Origin of the sequence: Paenibacillus sp. FSL R10-2734, from assembly GCF_037963865.1 — a bacterium.
In the GTDB taxonomy this organism is placed as follows: Bacteria; Bacillota; Bacilli; order Paenibacillales; family Paenibacillaceae; genus Paenibacillus_AQ.
The window spans coordinates 5,362,811-5,382,024 of the sequence record NZ_CP150170.1; the positions used below are offsets into that span (position 1 = coordinate 5,362,811).

Below are 19,214 nucleotides of genomic sequence, written 5' to 3' on the forward strand. Positions count from 1 at the left end.
ATTTGCTTATTAAATTCAAAAAGGGTACAGCCGCTGAGCACCTTTTAAAAGGATTGCGGCCGTACCCTTTGCTGTTATCTTACGTAAATTTTGCAGACTTCGTTTCATTTTTTAACTTAAATTTGCTCGGTTCGCCCCGAAATCTCTTACTCGGTAACCTTAACGTCATCGATCCGCGCAGTACTGGAATGCATCCGAATGCCGATTTCCCCTCCGGCCGGCTGCACCGCCGTATCGGTCCACTCCATCAGTTGGCTGCCGCCGACAAACGCTGTAATCTTATTGCCGCTGACAGTCACCTTCAGATCAGACCACTGGCCAGGTGTAACAGTAACATTGGCACTGCTTACCATTGTGAGCGTACCAGCTGTTTTTTTGAACAACTCCGCCTTGTCGCCTGAATCATTCAGTCTGAACATGTAATAATTCGAGGCATCTGCGTAACGAAACAGCAGACCCGCGTTGGCATAAGCATTCAACAACTTTATCCTAGCTGAATACGTGTAGTCTCTCCAGGAAGCATCACCACTGTATGCTAGCGCTTCCCCTGACGCTGAAGCTTGTGACAACGTCTTGCTGCCGTCATCCACCACACTCCATGCCCCACCGGAAGTCGTCCAGCCACTGTAATTGTTATCCTCGAAATCATCCTGGAACAATGTAATCGGTGGCGTAATCGTACCCTCGAACTCGAATACCCCAATATCAGGCACGCCATTATAAAGTGGATTTCCGTAGTAGTCCAATCCCCCATTAGCCGCAACTGCCACACCAGCATTGATTAGTGGAGATGAAAGCGCCAGCTTATAACCGTCTGCAGAATCGCGACCTGTTGCTGTGCCAGGACTAACGAATCCAGGATTGCCGACAATTTTGTTAGGATCGCTGGGAACACTTGAATTTAGCCCGTAGAAGCTATTGTGGTCATACGTCATTCTGGGGCTGTTCGTATATTGTCCACTAGCGCCGTTATAAAAGATATTGTTCGTATAATAAGCCATTCCTGTATTACTGGCATGGGTCAGTGCTTTATATTGCGTTCCTGTACGGTAGATAATGTTATTGTAGATATAGAGGTTTCCCCCACCGTTTACTAAATGGAACACCCCGTTCGCGTCCTGATCATTCTGGCTGATATTGTAGCGAAAAATATTATTGTTCGTGTTGTTCATGACGAGCAGCGTACCGCCCTCATTGTCATGGCTGAAATTGTATTGGTAGATGCTGTCGTGCACCTCGATATCGAAGTCCCACGGCTGACCGTCTCCCCCCAGCATCCGCGTATCGGAAGCCTCATTGTATTGGAATACCGCGCCTTTTGTATAATAGGCCCATTGTGCCGCGACAACTGTAATATCTTCAAGATAACTGACCACAGAAGTATCTACAGCACAAGCTTCCCCGATAGATTTTGTTTTGTTGTATTCAATCAGCGGCGATGCGCCGGCTCTGACCAGAATGCCGTCCCGGTGAATCTTCTCCACTACATTGCCCCTGATAACCACATTGCGGAAGGCGTCGAATTTATGAGTCCAGGCACTGTTGAAAAATGCATCCGTCATCGTCTGAATCCCCGTATCAGCCACGTTGGTAACCGTATTATTCTCAATCAGTACATCATCCCAGGTACTTTCCAGTGCTGTATTAGCCCCTCGGGCATGAAAATTAATGCCGCCTGTTCTGCGGTCCGTGCCAAAGATATCATGGATGTCGAGATTCCGGATATAGATATGCCGGAAGTTACCCGCTCCTGATCCTTCACCGACGACCAGAACTCCGCTTCTTCTCATGTCTGTTGCATGCTGCCCGCTCGTAATCTCCAGATTATTGATTTCCCAATATGAGACATTGCGCAATCTGACCCCGAAGCCTTCACCATTAACAGCAGAGTTACCGAAATGAATCAGCGGTTTGGCTCCGCTCCCGTAGCGGTCCACCGTAATCGGATTCCCCTCAATGCCTGAACCCTGAAGATCAAGATATTGGTTATTCCACACACTGCTAGCCTTCAGTAAAATTCGGTCTCCAGGGCTGAATGTGACGCTGTTCACTTTGCCCAGCGTCTTCCAAGCTGCAGCCTCACTGGTGCCAGAATTACTGTCGTTGCCCAAAGCAGAATCAACATAATAAGAGGTTCCTGTTGCCCCTGCAACAGGAATTGAAATTCCTGATATGAGACTGAACAACATAAATACGATAATCCCCAATAAGGGCATCCTGCCTGGCTTGACTTTTCTCGTCATTCTAATCACTCTCCTGTAATTAGTTAGAGTGTAGCAAATGCCTCACCGAGCCAAGCACCCTGCTGAACCAGCTCGCGCTGAAGCTTAGTGATATCTACCTTTCGACTCTGGCTATCCGTTTCGGCGGCCAGAGCTGCCGCCATGCCTGCCGCCTGCCCCATCGCAAAACAGTTGGGCATTACACGCAGCGAGCCTTGCACAACGCGGTCCGAGGAGGCAGCACGTCCTGCCACCCACAGATTATCGAGGCTAACCGGCAGCATGCAGCGGTATGGCACACCGTGAGATTTGCCGGGCGGGAGATGGTGAATATGCATCGCCCCGCTACTGCGCGCCATATGGATATCGATGAAATAACTATTGCGGGCAATATCATCCGGGAATGACACCATATTCATGAAATCATCTTGCGATAAAATATAATCGCCTTCAATCCGCCGAGTCTCGCGGATACCGATCTGCTCTCCAGTAGAGACTAGATGGGCATGTTCAAATCCGGGAACATACGCCCGGAAGAATTCCAGTTGGCGACGGACCAGCTTGCGTCCTTCTATAGCACCTCGGGTCAAATCCTCAGCTTTAGAGCCGTCGATGCCGAACACATGGCCAAAGTTCACGCCGACCAGATAATCGGCGACCCAGGAGAGACCCGAGACCGAATCCCGGCCCTGCGGTAGTTTCCCGTCCGCTTGGGCTTGCTGAACCGCCTGATGAATTTGCTCGGTGTCACCGCTTTCATTCAGATAATCCAGAAAACGCTTGCGGTCCACATTTGCCAGCAGATAACACATGGTAGCAGCTTGAAGCTCGCCTGCTTCCCCGCCTTTATGAAACGGTGCGCCTGCCAAGGCGGCCAGATCAGCATCGCCAGTCGTATCGATCACCGTCTTAGCCTTAATTAGGCTCCGGCCGGATTTGTTGACGATAACTACGCCTTCGACCTTGCGCCCCGCCCTATCCATTACGGTCTGGCTTGCAATGGTATGCAGTAGCACCTCTGCCCCGCTGTCTGCTACAGCCTCGTCATATACGCGCTTAAGCACTTCAGGGTCAATGGGCACCCAGTCCAGTTCGGAACCGAAGCGCTCCCGGAATTCCGGTTCACATTCCTCTTTCATTCGTTCGAGCAGCTGAAGACCGATGCCGCGCACAACAGCCTTCTCTCCGTCGCTGTATGGACAGAAGGCCGGCACAAGGGCAACGGTGCCCATGCCGCCAAGGAAACCACGCTGCTCGATCAGCAGCGTCCGTGCTCCAGCTCTGGCGGCTGAAATAGCAGCCGCCACACCTGCAGGCCCACCGCCCGCAACTAGCACATCTACTTCATGCGAAATCTTAATTTCTTCCGCAGGTAATTTAAACGTAGTTACACTCATCTTTTTTCCTCCTTAATGCATGCTTAGTCCCTTTCCATTATAAAGAAGGAGTAGTCTGCAGAGCGTGTAACCTGATTGCCTGTTCCGGTGAAAAGTTTTGACTTCTTATTCCACATCGTTGCTATCTTCAGACGGTTGAGCTTTATATTCACTGGGGTTTCTTCCGCTGTATTTCTTGAATACTTTGGAGAAATAGGCCCGGTCAGAGAAGCCGAGTGTATAAGCCACATTCTCAACCGTTTCATGCGGGCGCGCCAGCATTGTGATAGCCATGTTCATTTTGTATTGATTCACATAATCGGTGAAGTTAATGCCGGAAAGCTTCTTGAAGTATCTCGAGAAATAGCTTGCATTCAGGTGCAGATGCTCAGCCATGTCTATCGATGTTACCATTTGGTCGACATGCTCCTCTAAGAAGCAATCAACGGCCTGAAGTCGGATGTCTTTCTCTTCAGCAGCTGCAGGAGCTAGCGTGTGCTGTCTCCACAGATTCCTTAGCTCCCGCTTAGTTAAGCGGGCAGCCTCCTGAATATGAACGGTCTGCTCCAACTGGGTGAAGTAATCTTCCTCGGCAAGTCCTCCGGCTTCAAAAGCCATCTGGCGGACAAAATTTCCGCAAGCTTCCTTCACTAGACGGGGCAGCACCTTATCTGCTGATACCTGCTGCGTCCATTGATTGATCGCCAGATCTATCCAGGCGGCGTTATGATCCTCGAGCGCCAGTGACAGCATCCCGCGTTCCTTATCTCCACGCCATTCGGCTGTCTGCCCGAAATCTGTATGTTCTTCTAGTACAGAAACCGACGTAACCGCAGAATAGAAGCTATGATCACGGTATTCTATGAGTGTCTTATGCAAGGTATCAAAATTCCGGATCGGAGCCGAAGTCTCTGAATAGAAACCCCGCAGGGTAATCTTCAAGTACTGCTCCACCTTTTCTAGCATAGACTGCATAAAATCAGCCAGCCCATTTCCACGGAAGCCCTGTTCCGCGACGTTCCAGAGCAGATAAATATCGGCGTCCCTACCCATAATTGGGGTAATGGTAGCTTCCCCAGCGGATAATTCCAGCGCAATATTGTTCACAGCAAAATGAATCAAGGGTATATCCTTGTAACGGTAACGCTCGGTTACCGATGCGGCGTCAATATGAAGAAAACCATGACGAAGATAGGGGAGCTTCCATGAGATACCTAGGCGTTCACCAAACTCCAGCGTGTTCTCCTTATCTGCCGTACCGGACAGAAGTTGCTTCAGGAAGCTTTGCTTCAGCACTTCCTTATTGCGCTCAATAGCCTGGCGGAAGGAATACCGCTCCAGCAATTCTTTTCGGCTACGAAAGCGACTGATCGCTTTACATAGACTGCTCTTAAGCTGTTCAGGTGATAATTCATCCTTGATGAGATAGTCATCTGCCTCAAGTTGGATAGCCCGCTTTGAGTAATGAAAATCCTCATAGCAGGTCAGGAATATTAGTCGTACCTCCGGCTTTGTAATGCGGAAGGCATCCGCGAGCTCCAGTCCATCCATACCCGGCAGACCAATATCAATAATGACGAGGTCTGGTAGAACAGCATGAAACTGCTCCAGCGCGTCCTCACTGCTGAAAGCGGAGGCCACAAGCTTCAGGTCCAGCTCCATTGATCCCAACAAATATTCTACATATTCCAGCATTGGGACATCATCATCAATCAGCATCAGACTCATCAAGGGGAACCACCTCCTTCTCACTTGTTACAGGAATATGCAGTATAAAAGTCATACCTTCATCTGTTCGTGCTTGCGCCGTCAGCCGTGCCCTGTAACCGTAGAGTACCTGCAGCCGACGCGCCGTGTTAACCAGTCCAACACCTTTTTCTGGCCAAAGGGTCTCATCTTCAGTTCCTTGTAGGCGGCGGTTGAGGCGCTGAAGCTTATCGTCTGGCATCCCGCGGCCATTATCGCTGATGCTGATCCTCAGCATATCCTGTTCAAACGACGCTTCGAGCCGAATAGCTGGATTCGCCGGACGTGCGGAGAAGCCGTGACTGATGGCATTCTCTACAATAGGCTGCAGGAGCAACCTTGGTAGCATAACAGCTCCCACCTTCTCATCCAGCACGCATTCAAAATCGATATCGAGTCGGTTGCGGATCTGCATCACCTGCACGTAGCTTCCAAGCACCTTGCATTCCTCAGCCAGCTCAAGCGGCTTGTCAACATGAACATACACGCGTAGCAGCTTCATTAGCGCATCAATCATCGAACCATGGTTCTCGTCACCACTTAGCAGCAAATCCACTTTAATAGAGTTGAGGGTATTCAACAGAAAATGAGGCCGGATTTGCGCCGCCAGCGCCTGAAGCTCTAGCCGCCTTTTCTCCTCCTGCTCACTCTCTACCTGAATCAAGAGCTGATTCATATCATCTAGCATCTGATTGAAGGCGCTGGATAATACCGCCACCTCATCCTTGCCTTTGACAGGTATCCGCACAGAGCGGTTGCCTCCTACATATTGCTTGACGCTTGAACGCAGCAGGCTGATCGGCTTATTAATATAACCGGCCCAGAGCATAGACAGAATTAGAAACGCCAAAAAGAACAAGCCGACAATCGAAATCGAGACCAGAAACTCCCGGTAAATATGACCGTCGATAGAGTTACGCGGCGTCATACTGGTCAGCAGCCATCCTACCTTCGGAATGCGAACCTCGCTAACTAGGAAAGGCCCCTTCTTCGCTGGATCAGTTTCACCCATGAATGCGATACTTCTTCCCTTCTGATCAGCCAGTGAGAGAATGTTGGCGTTATTGCCCGTATCCAGCAGGTTACGAAAATAATGACTCGGTATTCCAACGTATAGTGTCGCCAGCTTTTGTTTATTAAGCGGATCACTAATAAATCGCACAGCATAATAATAATCCGGAGCAGCGGTGTCACTACCGTAAGGAAACCATTGCAATGATATCTTTTCCTGATCATTCAGCTTACCGCTTTCTTGCAGAAGTTGTTTCGGCACTTCGGCGAAGGTCGGACTATTCTGATTGCCGATAAGAATCCTATTCTCACGGTTGACCAGCATAATCTGCAGATCTGCATCCAATGATTGAACGGACAATATATTAGCCGCAGATTTCAGTTTATTGTAGTGGGTGTACACTCCATAGTTCTCGAAATCCGCGGCGGTTTTTAAGTAGCGCAGGCTTTCCAGCACTGCTGGATCATATGCCTCGGAGAAATAGACCGAGACAAACGAGATGCTGTCTACTGTTTTTTCGATCTGATTGGCGATGACCTTCAACGTCTCCTCATTGGAACGTGCAATTTTATCACTCACATTATCCCTTACGGAGGTATATGACCAGAAGGTAACCACAATAAAAGGCAGCAGGATCAGGATCAGGAACGTGAACTGCAGTCTACGATGGAAAGAAAAACGGCTTAACCATTTCATGATGTGTCCACCTTATCCTGTAATTTAGAATCAACGTCCCTATTATAATCCAAAATCGCTGCCACCTTATTGCACATTTCGTTATTTCTTATTAGCTTGAACTACCTTTTCCACTTCCGCAGTCATTTCATTCTTAACTTCATCAAAATTGCGGTTATCCAGGATAAAGCTGGCAAATCCATTCTCTACAATCGCTTTCAATTCACTGCCATAAGGAACACTGAAAGTATCCGGCATTTGAATACGTGGATCGAACAACGTCTTAGATAACGAGGCAGTGTCGATCAAATTTTCATTTTCACCAAAGAAGCCCTTAATTAGTTCTGCACCATCCACGCCCTTGAAGGCTGGGATATCTTTCGTATATTTGTATGCTTCCTTTGACATCCAACGAATGAAATCATAGGAGGCTTCCTTGTTCTCCGATTTCGCACCCATCGCAAGTCCGCCACCGGAAATATTCGTCATCCCAATCTCCTCCGTACCCACGGAGCGCGGCAGCGGAGCATACATCGTCTGGAACTCATGCGGGAATTTCTCCAGATTCAGCGCCGCTCTAACAGCATAGCTTGGTACAGCAAGCATACTAGCATTTCCGGCAAAAAACTGCTGCAGCACATGATAGTTTGATGCAAGCACATCGGCATACGGTTGGGCACTCTTATCTTCCTGCTCCATAGCACGACGGAGATTGAAGAAGTACTCGAAGGACGGATCATCGAAAATAGGTTTCAGATCAGCTGACAACTGAGGATTAGGTTTCTCAGTGTAGGCGATGATGTTAGGATATTCACCCCATGTGTGGAAATAGGTTCCGAAATGCTCAGGAGTCGTTAGCTTCTTAGCAAGCCCGCGGAAATCATCCCAAGTCCAGCCCATTTCAGGTAAGGACAGACCCGCTGCCGCCAGATGATCTTTGTTGAAGATCGTCATCCACTGTGTGGAGCCTGGCAGAATGCCGTATACTTTATCATCCAGCTTCAAAACCTTGGTATACTCATCCTCCGGTTTAATATTCTCCTGCTCAAAGAAAGAGTTAAGCGGTTCCACAACTCCGCGTGAAGCACGCTCCAGAAGTTCATCCTCATTACCGGTCATGAATACATCGACCACTTCTCCACCGGCAACCAGAATATCCAGCTTCTTCATGAATTCGGTGCTGTCACTGTTCTGAACCAGTGATTTATACTCTACTTCCACTTTATCCTGAGATTCATTATACGCCTGAACGGCTTGGTATACAGGCTCTTCCGGCTTGTCAACCTTGAACGTGTAGAACTTGATCTTCACTTTGCCCGCTGGTTTGTCTGTACTGCTGTCGGCAGTAGCCGGATCGGCTTTAGCTGGTGCATCGGTTGCGGCTGCATTGTTGCCGTTATTCCCGCCGCACGCGGTTACGGAGAGCATGAGAAGCATACTGGCTAGTGCTAATGATAGTTTTTTCAAATCAATTCCCCCTTGATTTATTTGCTGCAGGCTCATTATATAATCAAAGTCTCGCGCACACCGTGTACAGCTTTGCGGTGTACGCGTACACTTTTTTGACCTTCGGATTTAAGCAGCACTACCCTGCTCAAAGAACTTACTTCACCCCTTTACTCCACCTATAGCAATCCCATCGATAACTTGCTTCTGCAGTGCTAAGAACAGTATTAGCAGCGGCAGAATGGCGGCTACGGATGCCATCATCATGACGGAGATCTGTGTGCCGAACTCTTCCTTGAAGAATTGCATACCCAGCGGAATGGTATACAGCTTGGTCGAATTCAACATAATCAGCGGACCCTGGTAATCATTCCACGTCCAGATGAACTTGATAATACCCACGGTTGCCAGTATCGGGCGGCTTAACGGCAGAACAACGCTCCAGAAGATCCTGAAGAATCCTGCGCCGTCCAGCTCGGCAGCTTCCAGCATATCATTATGAATGCCTATCATGAACTGACGCAGCAGGAAGGTGAAGTAACTGGAGAACATCCCCATTAGTATTAGAGATGCATGTGAATCGTAGAGCCCCAGTTCCTTAATCATAATATAGCGCGGAACGAGCGTTGCCTGCTCTGGAATCATCATGAAGGCCAGCATCAAGGTGAAAATCAGGGATCTGCCCTTGAAATTGAGCTTGCCAAGCGCATAACCGGCCATGGCCGAAATCACAATTGTTGCGATGGTTGAAATCAGGGCAATCTTAAGCGAATTCATATAAAATAATCCAAAAGCAACATCGCCCATCCATACCGCCTTAAAGTTAGCGATCAGATTCCAGTCCTTAGGAATCCATTGAATCGGGAAGGTCCAGACATCCTTTTCCGTCTTGGAGGCGGCGGACAGCATCCAGACCAGCGGCATCAGAAAGAATACCGAGAGCAGAGCGAACAAGGTCGTAAATATCAGATTGCCGGGCTTAAATTTTCTGTTTGTCATTGCATGAGTTCCTTTCGCCGTAGACTAATAATGCGAGTTCAAAAAGTCTGGTTTTCAGCACCGAGAAGATTGGATGAAGGTAGAAACTGAGGAGCGGAGCGTAGTGTAAGCTACGTGAGCACCGGAAGTTTCGCCTGAATTCAATATTCGATGTCGAGTTAGCTTCTCGGGATACTTCGTGATTAAAGGCGGACTTTTTGAACTACCTCTAATAATGGACTTTGCGGTTCTGTGTCATCCAAGTAATCGAAGTTACCAGCATAATGATGAGGAACAGCACCCAGGACATCGCTGAGGCATAGCCCATTTTGAAGCGTTCGAACCCTTCCTCATAAATCTGGTACACAATGACCGTACTCGAATAGTTGGGACCGCCGTCCGTCAGGAACTTGATCATATCGAATATTTTAAAGGATGAAATCGTGCTTGTAATTGCTAGAAAAAAAGTGGTCGGGCCTAGCAGCGGTAGCGTAATACGCCGGAACTGTCCAATCCCGCTAGCACCGTCAATTGTTGCGGCTTCATACAGCTCTTCTGGAATGTTCGTCATACCAGCCAGAAAGATGATGATCTGATAGCCAAGCAGCTGCCAGACGTAGATAATCATTATTGCAACCAATGAGAAGCTGGTATCAACCAGCCAGCGTGGTGGTTCGGATAATCCGATCTGCATCAAAATCTGGTTGATCGGTCCTTTAGACGGATGATAGAGCGCCTGCCATACGGCGGCAATGGCTACCGTTGAACAAATGTAGGGTACGAAAAAAGCCACTTTAAAGAAGGTTTTGGCATACAGCTTCTTATGGATCAGCGCCGAGAGCACAACCCCCAGCAGCATCGTGACTGGCACTGTACCGATTGTAAACAGTACATTATTCTTCAGTGCCAGTAAGAAGCGGTTATCTCTAAACAGTTCTATGAAATTGTCCAGACCGACAAAATGGATCGCGGACAAGCCTCCGACCAAATTCCATTCCGTCAGACTCAAGAAAAGGCTGAACAGAAGTGGGAATACGGCGATTACCAGCATTCCGATTACTTCAGGAGCGATAAAGAGCCAACCGGCCAGCTGCTCCCGTCTTTTGCGTGTCCAGTAGATTTTAGTTGGTGCCCCGGCTGTCTTCCGGGTAACGGCAGATTCACTCATTGCATTCTCTCCCCTGCGGTTTCAGCATGTATTTCCGGCAAATAGCCGCCTTCTTCCCTGAGACGCCCACGCAGCCTTGCCACATCAACGGCATGAACGTCGCCGCCGGTATGTCCTACGGCTAGCGCTGCAGCAAGTCCGGCTGCTTCTCCCATCGCCAGGCATACCGGCATCACCCGGACACTGCCCAGCACCCTGCGGTCGCAGGAGATAGAACGTCCTGCCACCAGCACATTGCGCAGTCCGCGCGGTGTAAGGCAACGGTAAGGAATGCCGTGTGATTCTCCCGGCCCGTACAGCGTGATGGCTAGGCCAGATCCTTCACCACTCTGTTGCTCCTTCTGCGTGCCGTGCACATCAATAAAGTAGCTGTTGCGGCATATCTCATCATCAAAGCTTCTACGGGAAATGTAGTCTTCCGCTGTCAGGATGTAATCACCGATAATCCGCCGCGACTCCCGCGTTCCGATCAGCGTACCAGTACTCATAACTACCGCATTGCCGAAGGCCGCGGGATGGACAGCAGCGAGCATATCCCGGTAGGCAGCCGCCATCTTGCGTCCCTCTACCATTGCTTCCGAAACTGAGAAGGGATTCGTGTTATCAACTCCCCAGAGATGTCCGGCATTGAAGCCCACAGCACGCGGAGCTACCATGTTGTTGCACAGATGGGTGTCCGGTATTGCCGGGTATTCCCCTGACCGAACCACCTCGTGTATCGGACTATGTGGGTTCTCCGCATGCAGTTTCGGACCATTCAAATAAGCGTAATCATCCACGTTGCCAAGAATGAAGCAATGTGTGGCTGGCTGAAGCTCGCCGGTCTCTTCGTCGCCTTTACGGTACTCGGCTCCCGCCCATGCAGCAACATCGCCATCCCCCGTGCAATCGACATATACGGCTGCTCGGAATGCCTGTAGACCACCTTTATTCAGGAGCAGCAGCTCCGTGATATTACCTGCTTCATCTCTCTCCACATCTGCCAGCATGGTCAAGAACAGGATATGTGCCCCCGACTCCGTTACGAGATCGTCGTAGACACGTTTGAGCTTCTCCGGTTCAATCGGCACCCAATCCATCGCGTCTTCCTGCACATGCGGCATTTGCGCTTTTAAAGTATGGAATACCTTGGCTGCCAGACCGCGGTAGACTAGCTTCTCTTTGTCAGAGAATGGGCACCAAGCTGGCACAAGGCCGGAGGTTCCCATTCCGCCTAGACTGCCAGTCGCCTCGACCAACAGTGTCCGAGCCCCTTCTCTTGCAGCCGCGGCCGCGGCGGTACAGCCCGCCGGTCCGCCTCCGATTACTATAACGTCGTAGGAGGAATTCAGCGGGATCTTTTTACTTTTCAGCGTATACGTATCGTTCTCCATATGGCCCTCACTTTCCCGGTGGATGACCCTCATTCCGTTAAGCCGTCCACCACTTTCTATAAAGTACGTGTTCAAAAAGTACGGTTTTCAGCACCGAGAAGATTGAATGAAGGTAGAAACTGAGGAGCGGAGCGTAGTGGAAGCTACGTGAGCACCGGAAGTTTCGCCTGAATTCAATATTCGATGTCGAATAATCTTCCCCGAGCTACTTCGTGATCAAAAGCGGACTTTTTGAACTACCTCTATAAGCCAATTTTAGCAAGAGACTTTTACGAGTACGGTATAGCTTTCATACGCCTTGATGTGTATTATTTTGACCACCTGCCACTTCCTGCGAATGCAAAAAACCGTCCTTCAGGAGTTGGAGGTATCAGCCCCATCTCATAAAAGAACGATTTTTAAATGTATCTATTAAAATAGTCCATGAGCCGGCTTTCTCAGCACATAGATACAGAAAAAAGGATACAGCCGCGAAGTATCCTTAGAGAAAATTGCGGCCGTGCCCTTTGCTGCTATCTTACGCAAATTCACAGAAATTGTTTCATAATTATTTCACATTGGATAGTATCGTTCCCAAAATCAGACCCGTTTCTAGCGCCATATCCTCAAAATCTGCCAGTGGCAGCGGATTTTTGCCGATCCCCAGTTCTACTGTAAATCCGGGTTTGCGAAAGGTCTGAATGAACCAATCCTTATATCCAGCATCACTGCCGGTTAATTCGACCGCCCGATAGCTGCTCGCAGCGGCCAGCTGTACTGCTAATTCGCGACTTTCGGAAGGCTCATACCCCCGGTAATTCCAGTAAATCTCCCCCCCTTGGCTATGCAAAGACACTGCGGCTTCTCCGGGCACTCTCTCAGCAAGTGCTGCCAGTGCTGCTGCTTCGGGTTCACTAAGCGCCTCAGGGCCACTGTAATCACGCGGAGAGGGCAATAACACACCACGTCGTTCCCGTTCCTCTTCCCAATGAGCAGGGAATTGATCCCCGAGATCCACCCCGCGTATATTAGCTTTCCAGTGCCGGAAACTGCGCCGTCCCCCATTCCATTTCATTAGGTCAGCATAATAAGGGTGGCCTGGCAAAGCACCTTCCTGCACTAACTCCACGCCGTCAGGATTAGCCATTGGTACAGCCCATAGGGTCCAGTTATTGTACCATTCCTCCGGTCGATGGCCATTCCATGCCAATCCTTTAGCATAAGCTGCTGCGTATTCTTCTATGAACGACATCAGGCAAGGTGAGGTCAGCCATTCATTAGCATGTAGAGACGCGTTAACATGCAGATGACGGGTTCCATTGCCTATTTTCAGCACATGAATTGGTTTACCAAGTACACTGTTGCCAATCGGATGTGCTTGTATAAACGGATATTGTGCGAGCAGACTGCTAATATCGTTCTCAATATCAACCGGGCCATATTCTCCACGCAAGAATACCACTCGTTCAGAAATCGGAGGTGGAATGACGAGCACCTTTCCCGGTGTACAGTAGCGCTTGGAGGTCACACCTGGATTAAGCTTTTCTAAATCATCTAAACAAACATTGAATAATGAGGCTATGCGTTCAGGATCGTCTCCTTCTTGCACCGCATACCTTTTACGTGGCGAAGACGGAAGAAATAAAACCTGACCCGGATATAAATAAGACTGTCTCCCAGCCCATGGATTACCTTGAATGACATGCTCAGGGGTTAATCCATGCAGGGCGGCAATTCGGCTTACGGTATCTCCCCTACTTGCAATATATTGTCGCATTAGGTCTCATCCTCTCGGCCTTAAATTGCTGATACAGCGATTCAAAATTAGCAGCATACAGCACTTAACTTTATTGTATGCAAGCCCCACTACTCGGCATGAAGGAGAAATGAATCACAACAAGAAAATAGGCTGGGAATTATGCTTCCCAACCTATTTCATTACACTCCATGGAGTTTGTCCCTATTCAATTCAACATTGCTCTGCTTATAATGTGGATACTTGCCATACTACTGGGGTGCGTCTAATTTGTTCTCCGAGCCAGTCTCGAGCAATTCTCTGAAACATTTCAGCATCACCGCTGCAGAAGAACTGATGAATTGGACTTTCATCCCCGATGGACAGCTTTCCTTTATCATACAAAATCGTGCTGATCTCACGAGCTGTCTCATCTGCAGAACTAATTAGCTTAACTCCCGGTCCCATGGTTTCTCCAATAGGCTCAACAAGAAATGGATAATGAGTGCATCCTAAAATTAATGTATCGATGTTAGTGTCTTTAATGCCTTCCAGTGCCTGCTCAACAATTTCATAACTTTTCTCTGAGCGGAACATGCCTTGCTCAACGAGCGGGACAAGCGCTGGGCAGGCTTGACTTACAACCTCAACAAAAGGAGACAGCTGCTTTAGTGCGTTAGTATAAGCCCCACTGCCGATGGTTCCTATCGTACCGATCACGCCGACATGTCCGCTTTTGGTCGCACTAATTGCAGCACGGGCTCCTGGATGAATCACCCCAATGACAGGGATGGATACCTTGGCCGAAATATAATCGAGCGCCGCAGCTGTTGCAGTATTACAAGCGATAACAATCATTTTAGGATTAAACTGGATCAAATAATCTACAATTTGCTCAGTAAACAGTGTTACTTCCTCGGTTGAACGGGGTCCGTACGGAGCTCGGGCCGTGTCGCCGAAATAAATGATCTTCTCCCGCGGGAGTTGCCTCATCACTTCTTTGACAACTGTTAACCCTCCCACACCTGAGTCTAATATTGCAATAGCTTGCTGCACGAACACACCGCTTCCTTCTACTTGTTTTGTGTAGCTTATGTAAGGCGAAAACAAAATGTACCTGACTTTCAGCCCCAATTGCAGATAATACTCCTTTTACACTCTTAGTTCAAGCTTAGACTTCTTCCATCATTTAACAGGTCCATGAGAACAAAATAAAAAAGCCACTCTCCGCCCAATGCGAAAAAGCGGCTCTATGAAAAGAAAATAAGTACTTTTTGACCGTAAAACCGAAGCTTCCATCCACTGTTTCATTATGCGATTTCGTTATTGTCCTTATCTTCTTGCTTAACTTCTTCAAGACTAGCTTCTTCACTGCTAACTTCATCGCTAACAGACGATACCTCTAACTCCGTAACCTCTTCCAAAGTAGCCGCAGCCTCTTGAATAGCCTCTTCAGAAGCAATTCCACTTACAGCCACAGTAGCAGTATCTTCTTCAACAGCATTCGTGCATGACTTGCTCCATTCGCGGACCTCATGTACTACATGACCTATAGAATCTTTAGCTTTGTCATACAGCTCAATGCTCTTGTCTCCTGCCTGAACGGCAATTCCTTGTACCTTCTCAATGCCGGCAGCTGTTCCGTCTGCAATATCCTTGCGCAGCTCTTTACCCGGTTTAGGCGCGAACAGAAGTGCTGTCACTGATCCAACCACACTTCCGACTAAAGCTCCCCATAACAAACCTTTCGTGTCCTTTTTCATCGATTCATCTCTCCTTTAATTCATTGTTCCCGCTCTACCGGGCTAATGCCTATATCTGCTATATCATAAGCAGCAGGAGTTTGTCTTGTGACTAATTATTAGACTTTTCTGAAGTTTTGTCTGTTACATTTTTGGGTGCAATTTCGTATCGGCAGCATTGTCCACCTTCGGCCATACATTCACTGCGCGTGACCTTAGCATCCAGCAATTCCTCAAATAGGCTATGCTCACATTGACAAGCTTTACGATACTGAGTAGCCACCTGGCGAATCGGACAATTGTATTCCCTTATAACATACGAACCATCCTCTTCACTGTTCCACTCTGCCATATATCCACCTGCATTTTGGATCGACGATAACTCGGCTACTCTTTCTTCCAAATTCCGTCGTTCCATCATCGGAGCGTACTGTTTGAGCATCCGGCGTCGGCGCCCCTCAAATAATATATTAACAGCGTCCAATCCACTGCCATAATCCAATTCACGCAGAAGCTCCAAGGCCAGATTGTGATAGCTTCTTGGAAAATATTCCTCGGCCTTCTCCGTTAAAGAATACATATGTAAAGGCCGCCCCATCGCTTGCCGAACCACTTTTGTCTTAGCAAGTCCCTCCTGCTCCAGCTGAAGCACATGACGACGGACACCCATCTCAGTAATTCCCAATTCTTCTGCCAGCGCGCCGATGGTCAGTGGTCCTTTCGTCTTCAGGAGCGTCATAATCAAGTGCCTTGTCGAGCCATTTTCCTGCCCCATCTTTATCATAAAGGAACCCCCTCTCTTTCACGGCTATCGCCTATTTTATATGATTCTATCTTATGCTATTATAGCGTTACACCGGACCCAAGTTCCTGATCCAAATAATTCCCTACTTCAACAGCAAACTGCTCTAGCACCTCTGATAGGATTGGAGTGAGCGGGTGTAGCACTTCTCTGTCCCAGGCAAAATAATCCTGTACAAGCGGCTTACGAAGCGCGACAAGCTCTATCAATCTCTCGAAGATCTCACTTTTACCTAGCACTTTTTCTTCATGTATGATTGAAATGATATCTTCATAACTTCCAGCATCACGCATAATAAAACCGTCTATCAGACAACTACCAACGTCCGTAACCACCTCTATCGCCAAATGAAGGCAGCGTTCCTGTATTAGTCCGGTTAAAGTATTGCCATCCCATGAAGCTGCCACAGTCCGAAGACCAGTCGTTATATCCGGGATTTGAGCAAGAATGGTTTCGATTTGATTGCGGTTGACATAATACACAGCAATACCCCCATGTCGAAAATAGTTAGCGAAATCTGTTTTATCCTTACTTACCGCGTTTGCCGCGGCGTTTCAGCCAAAAGAACATAATGAAACATGCCGCAAGAAAAACGACCAAATAAGTTAACGCTTCCATCGGATACTCGAGCTCACGCATTCCTGTCACCGCTTCCGGTATAAAATGATGATGCTATTTTTTCAGTATAATCGCTTAAATTTCGTAATCCACAGCAATTGAGAGTTCTTTAACTTCATTGATATGAGCTATAACTTCCTTATGCGCCGGATGAACCTGATAAGCCTGCAAATCCTCTAGAGAAGCTACCTCTGTAACTAGAGCAATATCAAAGGATCGATCAGAATGAATAATATCAGCACCCACTTCAATCGAGAGAAGCTGCGGGATTTTGCCTTCCATATTTCGCAATACGGCTACCGTTGCCGCAACGCTTTCTTCAGACCGGTCCTTCAATTTAAAAAACACAATATGCTTGATCATTCTATATCGCTCCCTGTTGTAATATTGTAAATAGATATTAAAAATATATCATAAGCGTAGGCGTTCTGAAAGAAACTTAAGAAGTGATGTCAGAATTAGCAGCATTAACCATTGCCGATGTACAGGAAAGTGTTGTAGTATATTTTTAAAAAATCGGAGGAATTATGCCTAATAACCAACAAGAAACTCATAATATCCAGGCGTGGTCTCTGATCAACCGCAAATATCTTGGACAAGGCGTTCGTGTAAAAAGATTCCGCCGTCCAAAGCGTAGCCAGATTAGAAACCGTGTGTTACTTGCCGTATTGATGGCTAAGGATATCAAACTTTCACGACTTGCAGAAGAGCTTGGTATATCCTCTCGCAGCGTAAGCGCATGGGTATATGAAGGTCGTATCCCTTCCAACAATAACATTGACAAGACCTGCCGCCTACTCGGGTACCCGCCCCACATTTTGTTCAATGAAACATTAATACGTCAAAGTCCAATTGTATGTCAACCCACACCTTCACGATTTATGAAAAGAAGTATTACCAGTTCACCGCGTAGCAATGTGATTCTGACTGGCCTTTGTATGGTTTACGATTTTTCCGTAACTGATGTAAGTATTTGGATAGGGGTTCATCCCGGAACGTTTCGAAAATGGTTACATAGCAGCCATCTACCTACCCCTGCCCTGCAGGAAAAAGCCGAAGCCTTCTTCCGGATTCCACGCCATATTCTATTTGCAGATTGCGAAACGCTCTAATAAGATCCTATCGCTTAATGAGTTCAATGCCAGCCCTTTTTCCTTAATTAAGGAGAAGGGTTTTTTGCCATATTTTTTTCTTAAAAAAAGGTCATACTACTGTTTAGGTACATTGTTCAAAACTTAGGAACGGAACAGGAGGCGTAAGATGAGACTTGACGGAATAATATCCGAAGGCTACACAGATACTTGGGACGTGGCCCCTGGTGTCATCGGACTACGGACCATGTTCGTAAATTGCGCATTTATCGGCCAGCCCTCTTCGGACTGGATCATTGTAGATACGGGGCTTAGCTCTTACACTGGCAGTATTATTGATTTTGCTAAAGAAAAGTATGAGAAGCCTCCGGTGGCAATTATCCTGACTCATGGGCATTTTGACCATATCGGGGGTGTAAAAAAGCTGATTGAGGAATGGAATGTTCCCGTGTATGCACATCCACTAGAGCTTCCTTTTCTAACAGGCAAAGAGGATTATCCTCCAGCTGATCCGGCCGTAGGCGGTGGGCTCATGAGTATGATGTCCTCATTATTTTCACATCATGGCATCGACCTTGGATCAGCTATACATCCGTTGCCGGAAGACAGGACCGTCCCCGGAGCACAAGGCTGGACATGGATCCATACGCCTGGGCACAGTCCCGGACATATTTCCCTATTCAGACCAGAGGATAAGGTGCTGATTGCTGGCGACACCTTTCTTACCGTCAAACAAGAGTCCGTATTCGCAGTGGCTACGCAGCATCAGGTTGTGCATGGCCCACCCTCTTATTTCACGATGGACTGGGAAGACGCGGAGAAGTCAGTCCGCACGCTTGCGCTGCTAGATCCTCATATCGTTCTCTCTGGACATGGAGTGCCTATGGAAGGTGAGGAACTGTCCACACAGCTCGCTCATTTGTGTAAGAATTTCAAAGAAATGGCACTACCGGGTCAAGGGAAGTTCGTGTGAGATAAAGTTCTAAATAGATATATTTAGGTAAAACTCCACATATCCCCATGTTCTATTGACCTTTGAAGCGGAAATCGGGAATTTCTCCCTATATTTCATTTAATTTCGTCAATTCATTGGAATTTCATTGAACTTATAGGGAGTTTTTCCCTAAACCAGTACAGACTTCACATTATGCTTACAAAAGAGCCACCTTGCCTCCAAAGCCGTAGGGCTTGGATCAGTTCCCCAGATCATTCCTTCCTGAGCGAACCGCCGGTTCCAGTAATCGGACATTC

General features: G+C 47.9%; 16 protein-coding genes. 2 read left to right on the plus strand and 14 right to left on the minus strand.

What is annotated here, in order from left to right:
- Positions 1-146: 146 nt before the first annotated feature.
- The 14 genes from NSS67_RS23515 to NSS67_RS23580 all read right to left on the minus strand — a co-directional run bounded on the left by NSS67_RS23515 (position 147) and on the right by NSS67_RS23580 (position 17,235).
- Positions 147-2,243 carry a family 16 glycoside hydrolase gene (locus NSS67_RS23515; protein WP_339316045.1) on the minus strand — a complete coding sequence of 699 codons (2,097 nt, stop codon included), beginning with the start codon at positions 2,241-2,243 and terminating at the stop codon, positions 147-149.
- 23 nt (positions 2,244-2,266) lie between these two features.
- Complete coding sequence (locus tag NSS67_RS23520; protein ID WP_339316046.1) at positions 2,267-3,619, minus strand: FAD-dependent oxidoreductase; 1,353 nt, start codon at positions 3,617-3,619, stop codon at positions 2,267-2,269.
- 105 nt (positions 3,620-3,724) lie between these two features.
- On the minus strand, positions 3,725-5,326 hold the full coding sequence (locus NSS67_RS23525; RefSeq protein WP_339316048.1) for a helix-turn-helix domain-containing protein: 1,602 nt from the start codon (positions 5,324-5,326) through the stop codon (positions 3,725-3,727).
- Positions 5,307-7,052, minus strand: coding sequence for a histidine kinase (locus NSS67_RS23530; RefSeq protein WP_339316049.1), 1,746 nt, complete (start codon positions 7,050-7,052; stop codon positions 5,307-5,309). Before NSS67_RS23530 ends, NSS67_RS23525 begins: the two co-directional genes overlap by 20 nt.
- 81 nt (positions 7,053-7,133) lie before the next feature.
- A complete protein-coding gene (locus NSS67_RS23535; RefSeq protein ID WP_339316050.1) occupies positions 7,134-8,498 on the minus strand; it encodes an extracellular solute-binding protein in 1,365 nt (454 codons plus the stop codon).
- A gap of 141 nt (positions 8,499-8,639) precedes the next feature.
- Entirely contained in the window at positions 8,640-9,476 is an 837-nt protein-coding gene (locus tag NSS67_RS23540; protein WP_339316051.1) for a carbohydrate ABC transporter permease, read from the minus strand.
- Positions 9,477-9,684: 208 nt separating this feature from the next.
- The gene (locus NSS67_RS23545) at positions 9,685-10,623 is read right to left on the minus strand and encodes a sugar ABC transporter permease (RefSeq protein WP_339316052.1); all 939 of its coding nucleotides are present in this window, start codon (positions 10,621-10,623) and stop codon (positions 9,685-9,687) included.
- Positions 10,620-12,071 carry an FAD-dependent oxidoreductase gene (locus NSS67_RS23550; protein WP_339316053.1) on the minus strand — a complete coding sequence of 484 codons (1,452 nt, stop codon included), beginning with the start codon at positions 12,069-12,071 and terminating at the stop codon, positions 10,620-10,622. The genes NSS67_RS23545 and NSS67_RS23550 overlap by 4 nt, the downstream gene beginning before the upstream one ends.
- A 472-nt stretch (positions 12,072-12,543) precedes the next feature.
- Positions 12,544-13,752: a M14 family metallopeptidase gene (locus NSS67_RS23555; RefSeq protein WP_339316054.1), complete on the minus strand. Its 1,209-nt coding sequence runs from the start codon at positions 13,750-13,752 to the stop codon at positions 12,544-12,546.
- Positions 13,753-13,959: 207 nt separating this feature from the next.
- Complete coding sequence (gene racE / locus NSS67_RS23560) at positions 13,960-14,766, minus strand: glutamate racemase (RefSeq protein ID WP_339320681.1); 807 nt, start codon at positions 14,764-14,766, stop codon at positions 13,960-13,962.
- Positions 14,767-15,020: 254 nt separating this feature from the next.
- A complete protein-coding gene (locus NSS67_RS23565; RefSeq protein ID WP_339316055.1) occupies positions 15,021-15,473 on the minus strand; it encodes a YtxH domain-containing protein in 453 nt (150 codons plus the stop codon).
- A 91-nt stretch (positions 15,474-15,564) separates the two neighbouring features.
- Positions 15,565-16,236, minus strand: a complete 672-nt coding sequence (locus NSS67_RS23570) for a metalloregulator ArsR/SmtB family transcription factor (protein WP_339316056.1) — start codon at positions 16,234-16,236, stop codon at positions 15,565-15,567.
- Positions 16,237-16,295: 59 nt separating this feature from the next.
- Positions 16,296-16,736: a HepT-like ribonuclease domain-containing protein gene (locus NSS67_RS23575; RefSeq protein ID WP_339316057.1), complete on the minus strand. Its 441-nt coding sequence runs from the start codon at positions 16,734-16,736 to the stop codon at positions 16,296-16,298.
- Positions 16,737-16,947: 211 nt separating this feature from the next.
- Complete coding sequence (locus NSS67_RS23580; protein WP_036689213.1) at positions 16,948-17,235, minus strand: Dabb family protein; 288 nt, start codon at positions 17,233-17,235, stop codon at positions 16,948-16,950.
- Positions 17,236-17,399: 164 nt separating this feature from the next.
- On the opposite strand from NSS67_RS23580, the gene NSS67_RS23585 reads away from it, so the two are divergent.
- Together NSS67_RS23585 and NSS67_RS23590 are read left to right on the plus strand one after the other, a co-directional pair.
- Entirely contained in the window at positions 17,400-17,984 is a 585-nt protein-coding gene (locus tag NSS67_RS23585; protein WP_339316058.1) for a helix-turn-helix transcriptional regulator, read from the plus strand.
- Between the two features lie 148 nt (positions 17,985-18,132).
- On the plus strand, positions 18,133-18,936 hold the full coding sequence (locus NSS67_RS23590) for an MBL fold metallo-hydrolase (RefSeq protein WP_339316059.1): 804 nt from the start codon (positions 18,133-18,135) through the stop codon (positions 18,934-18,936).
- Positions 18,937-19,214 lie beyond the last annotated feature (278 nt).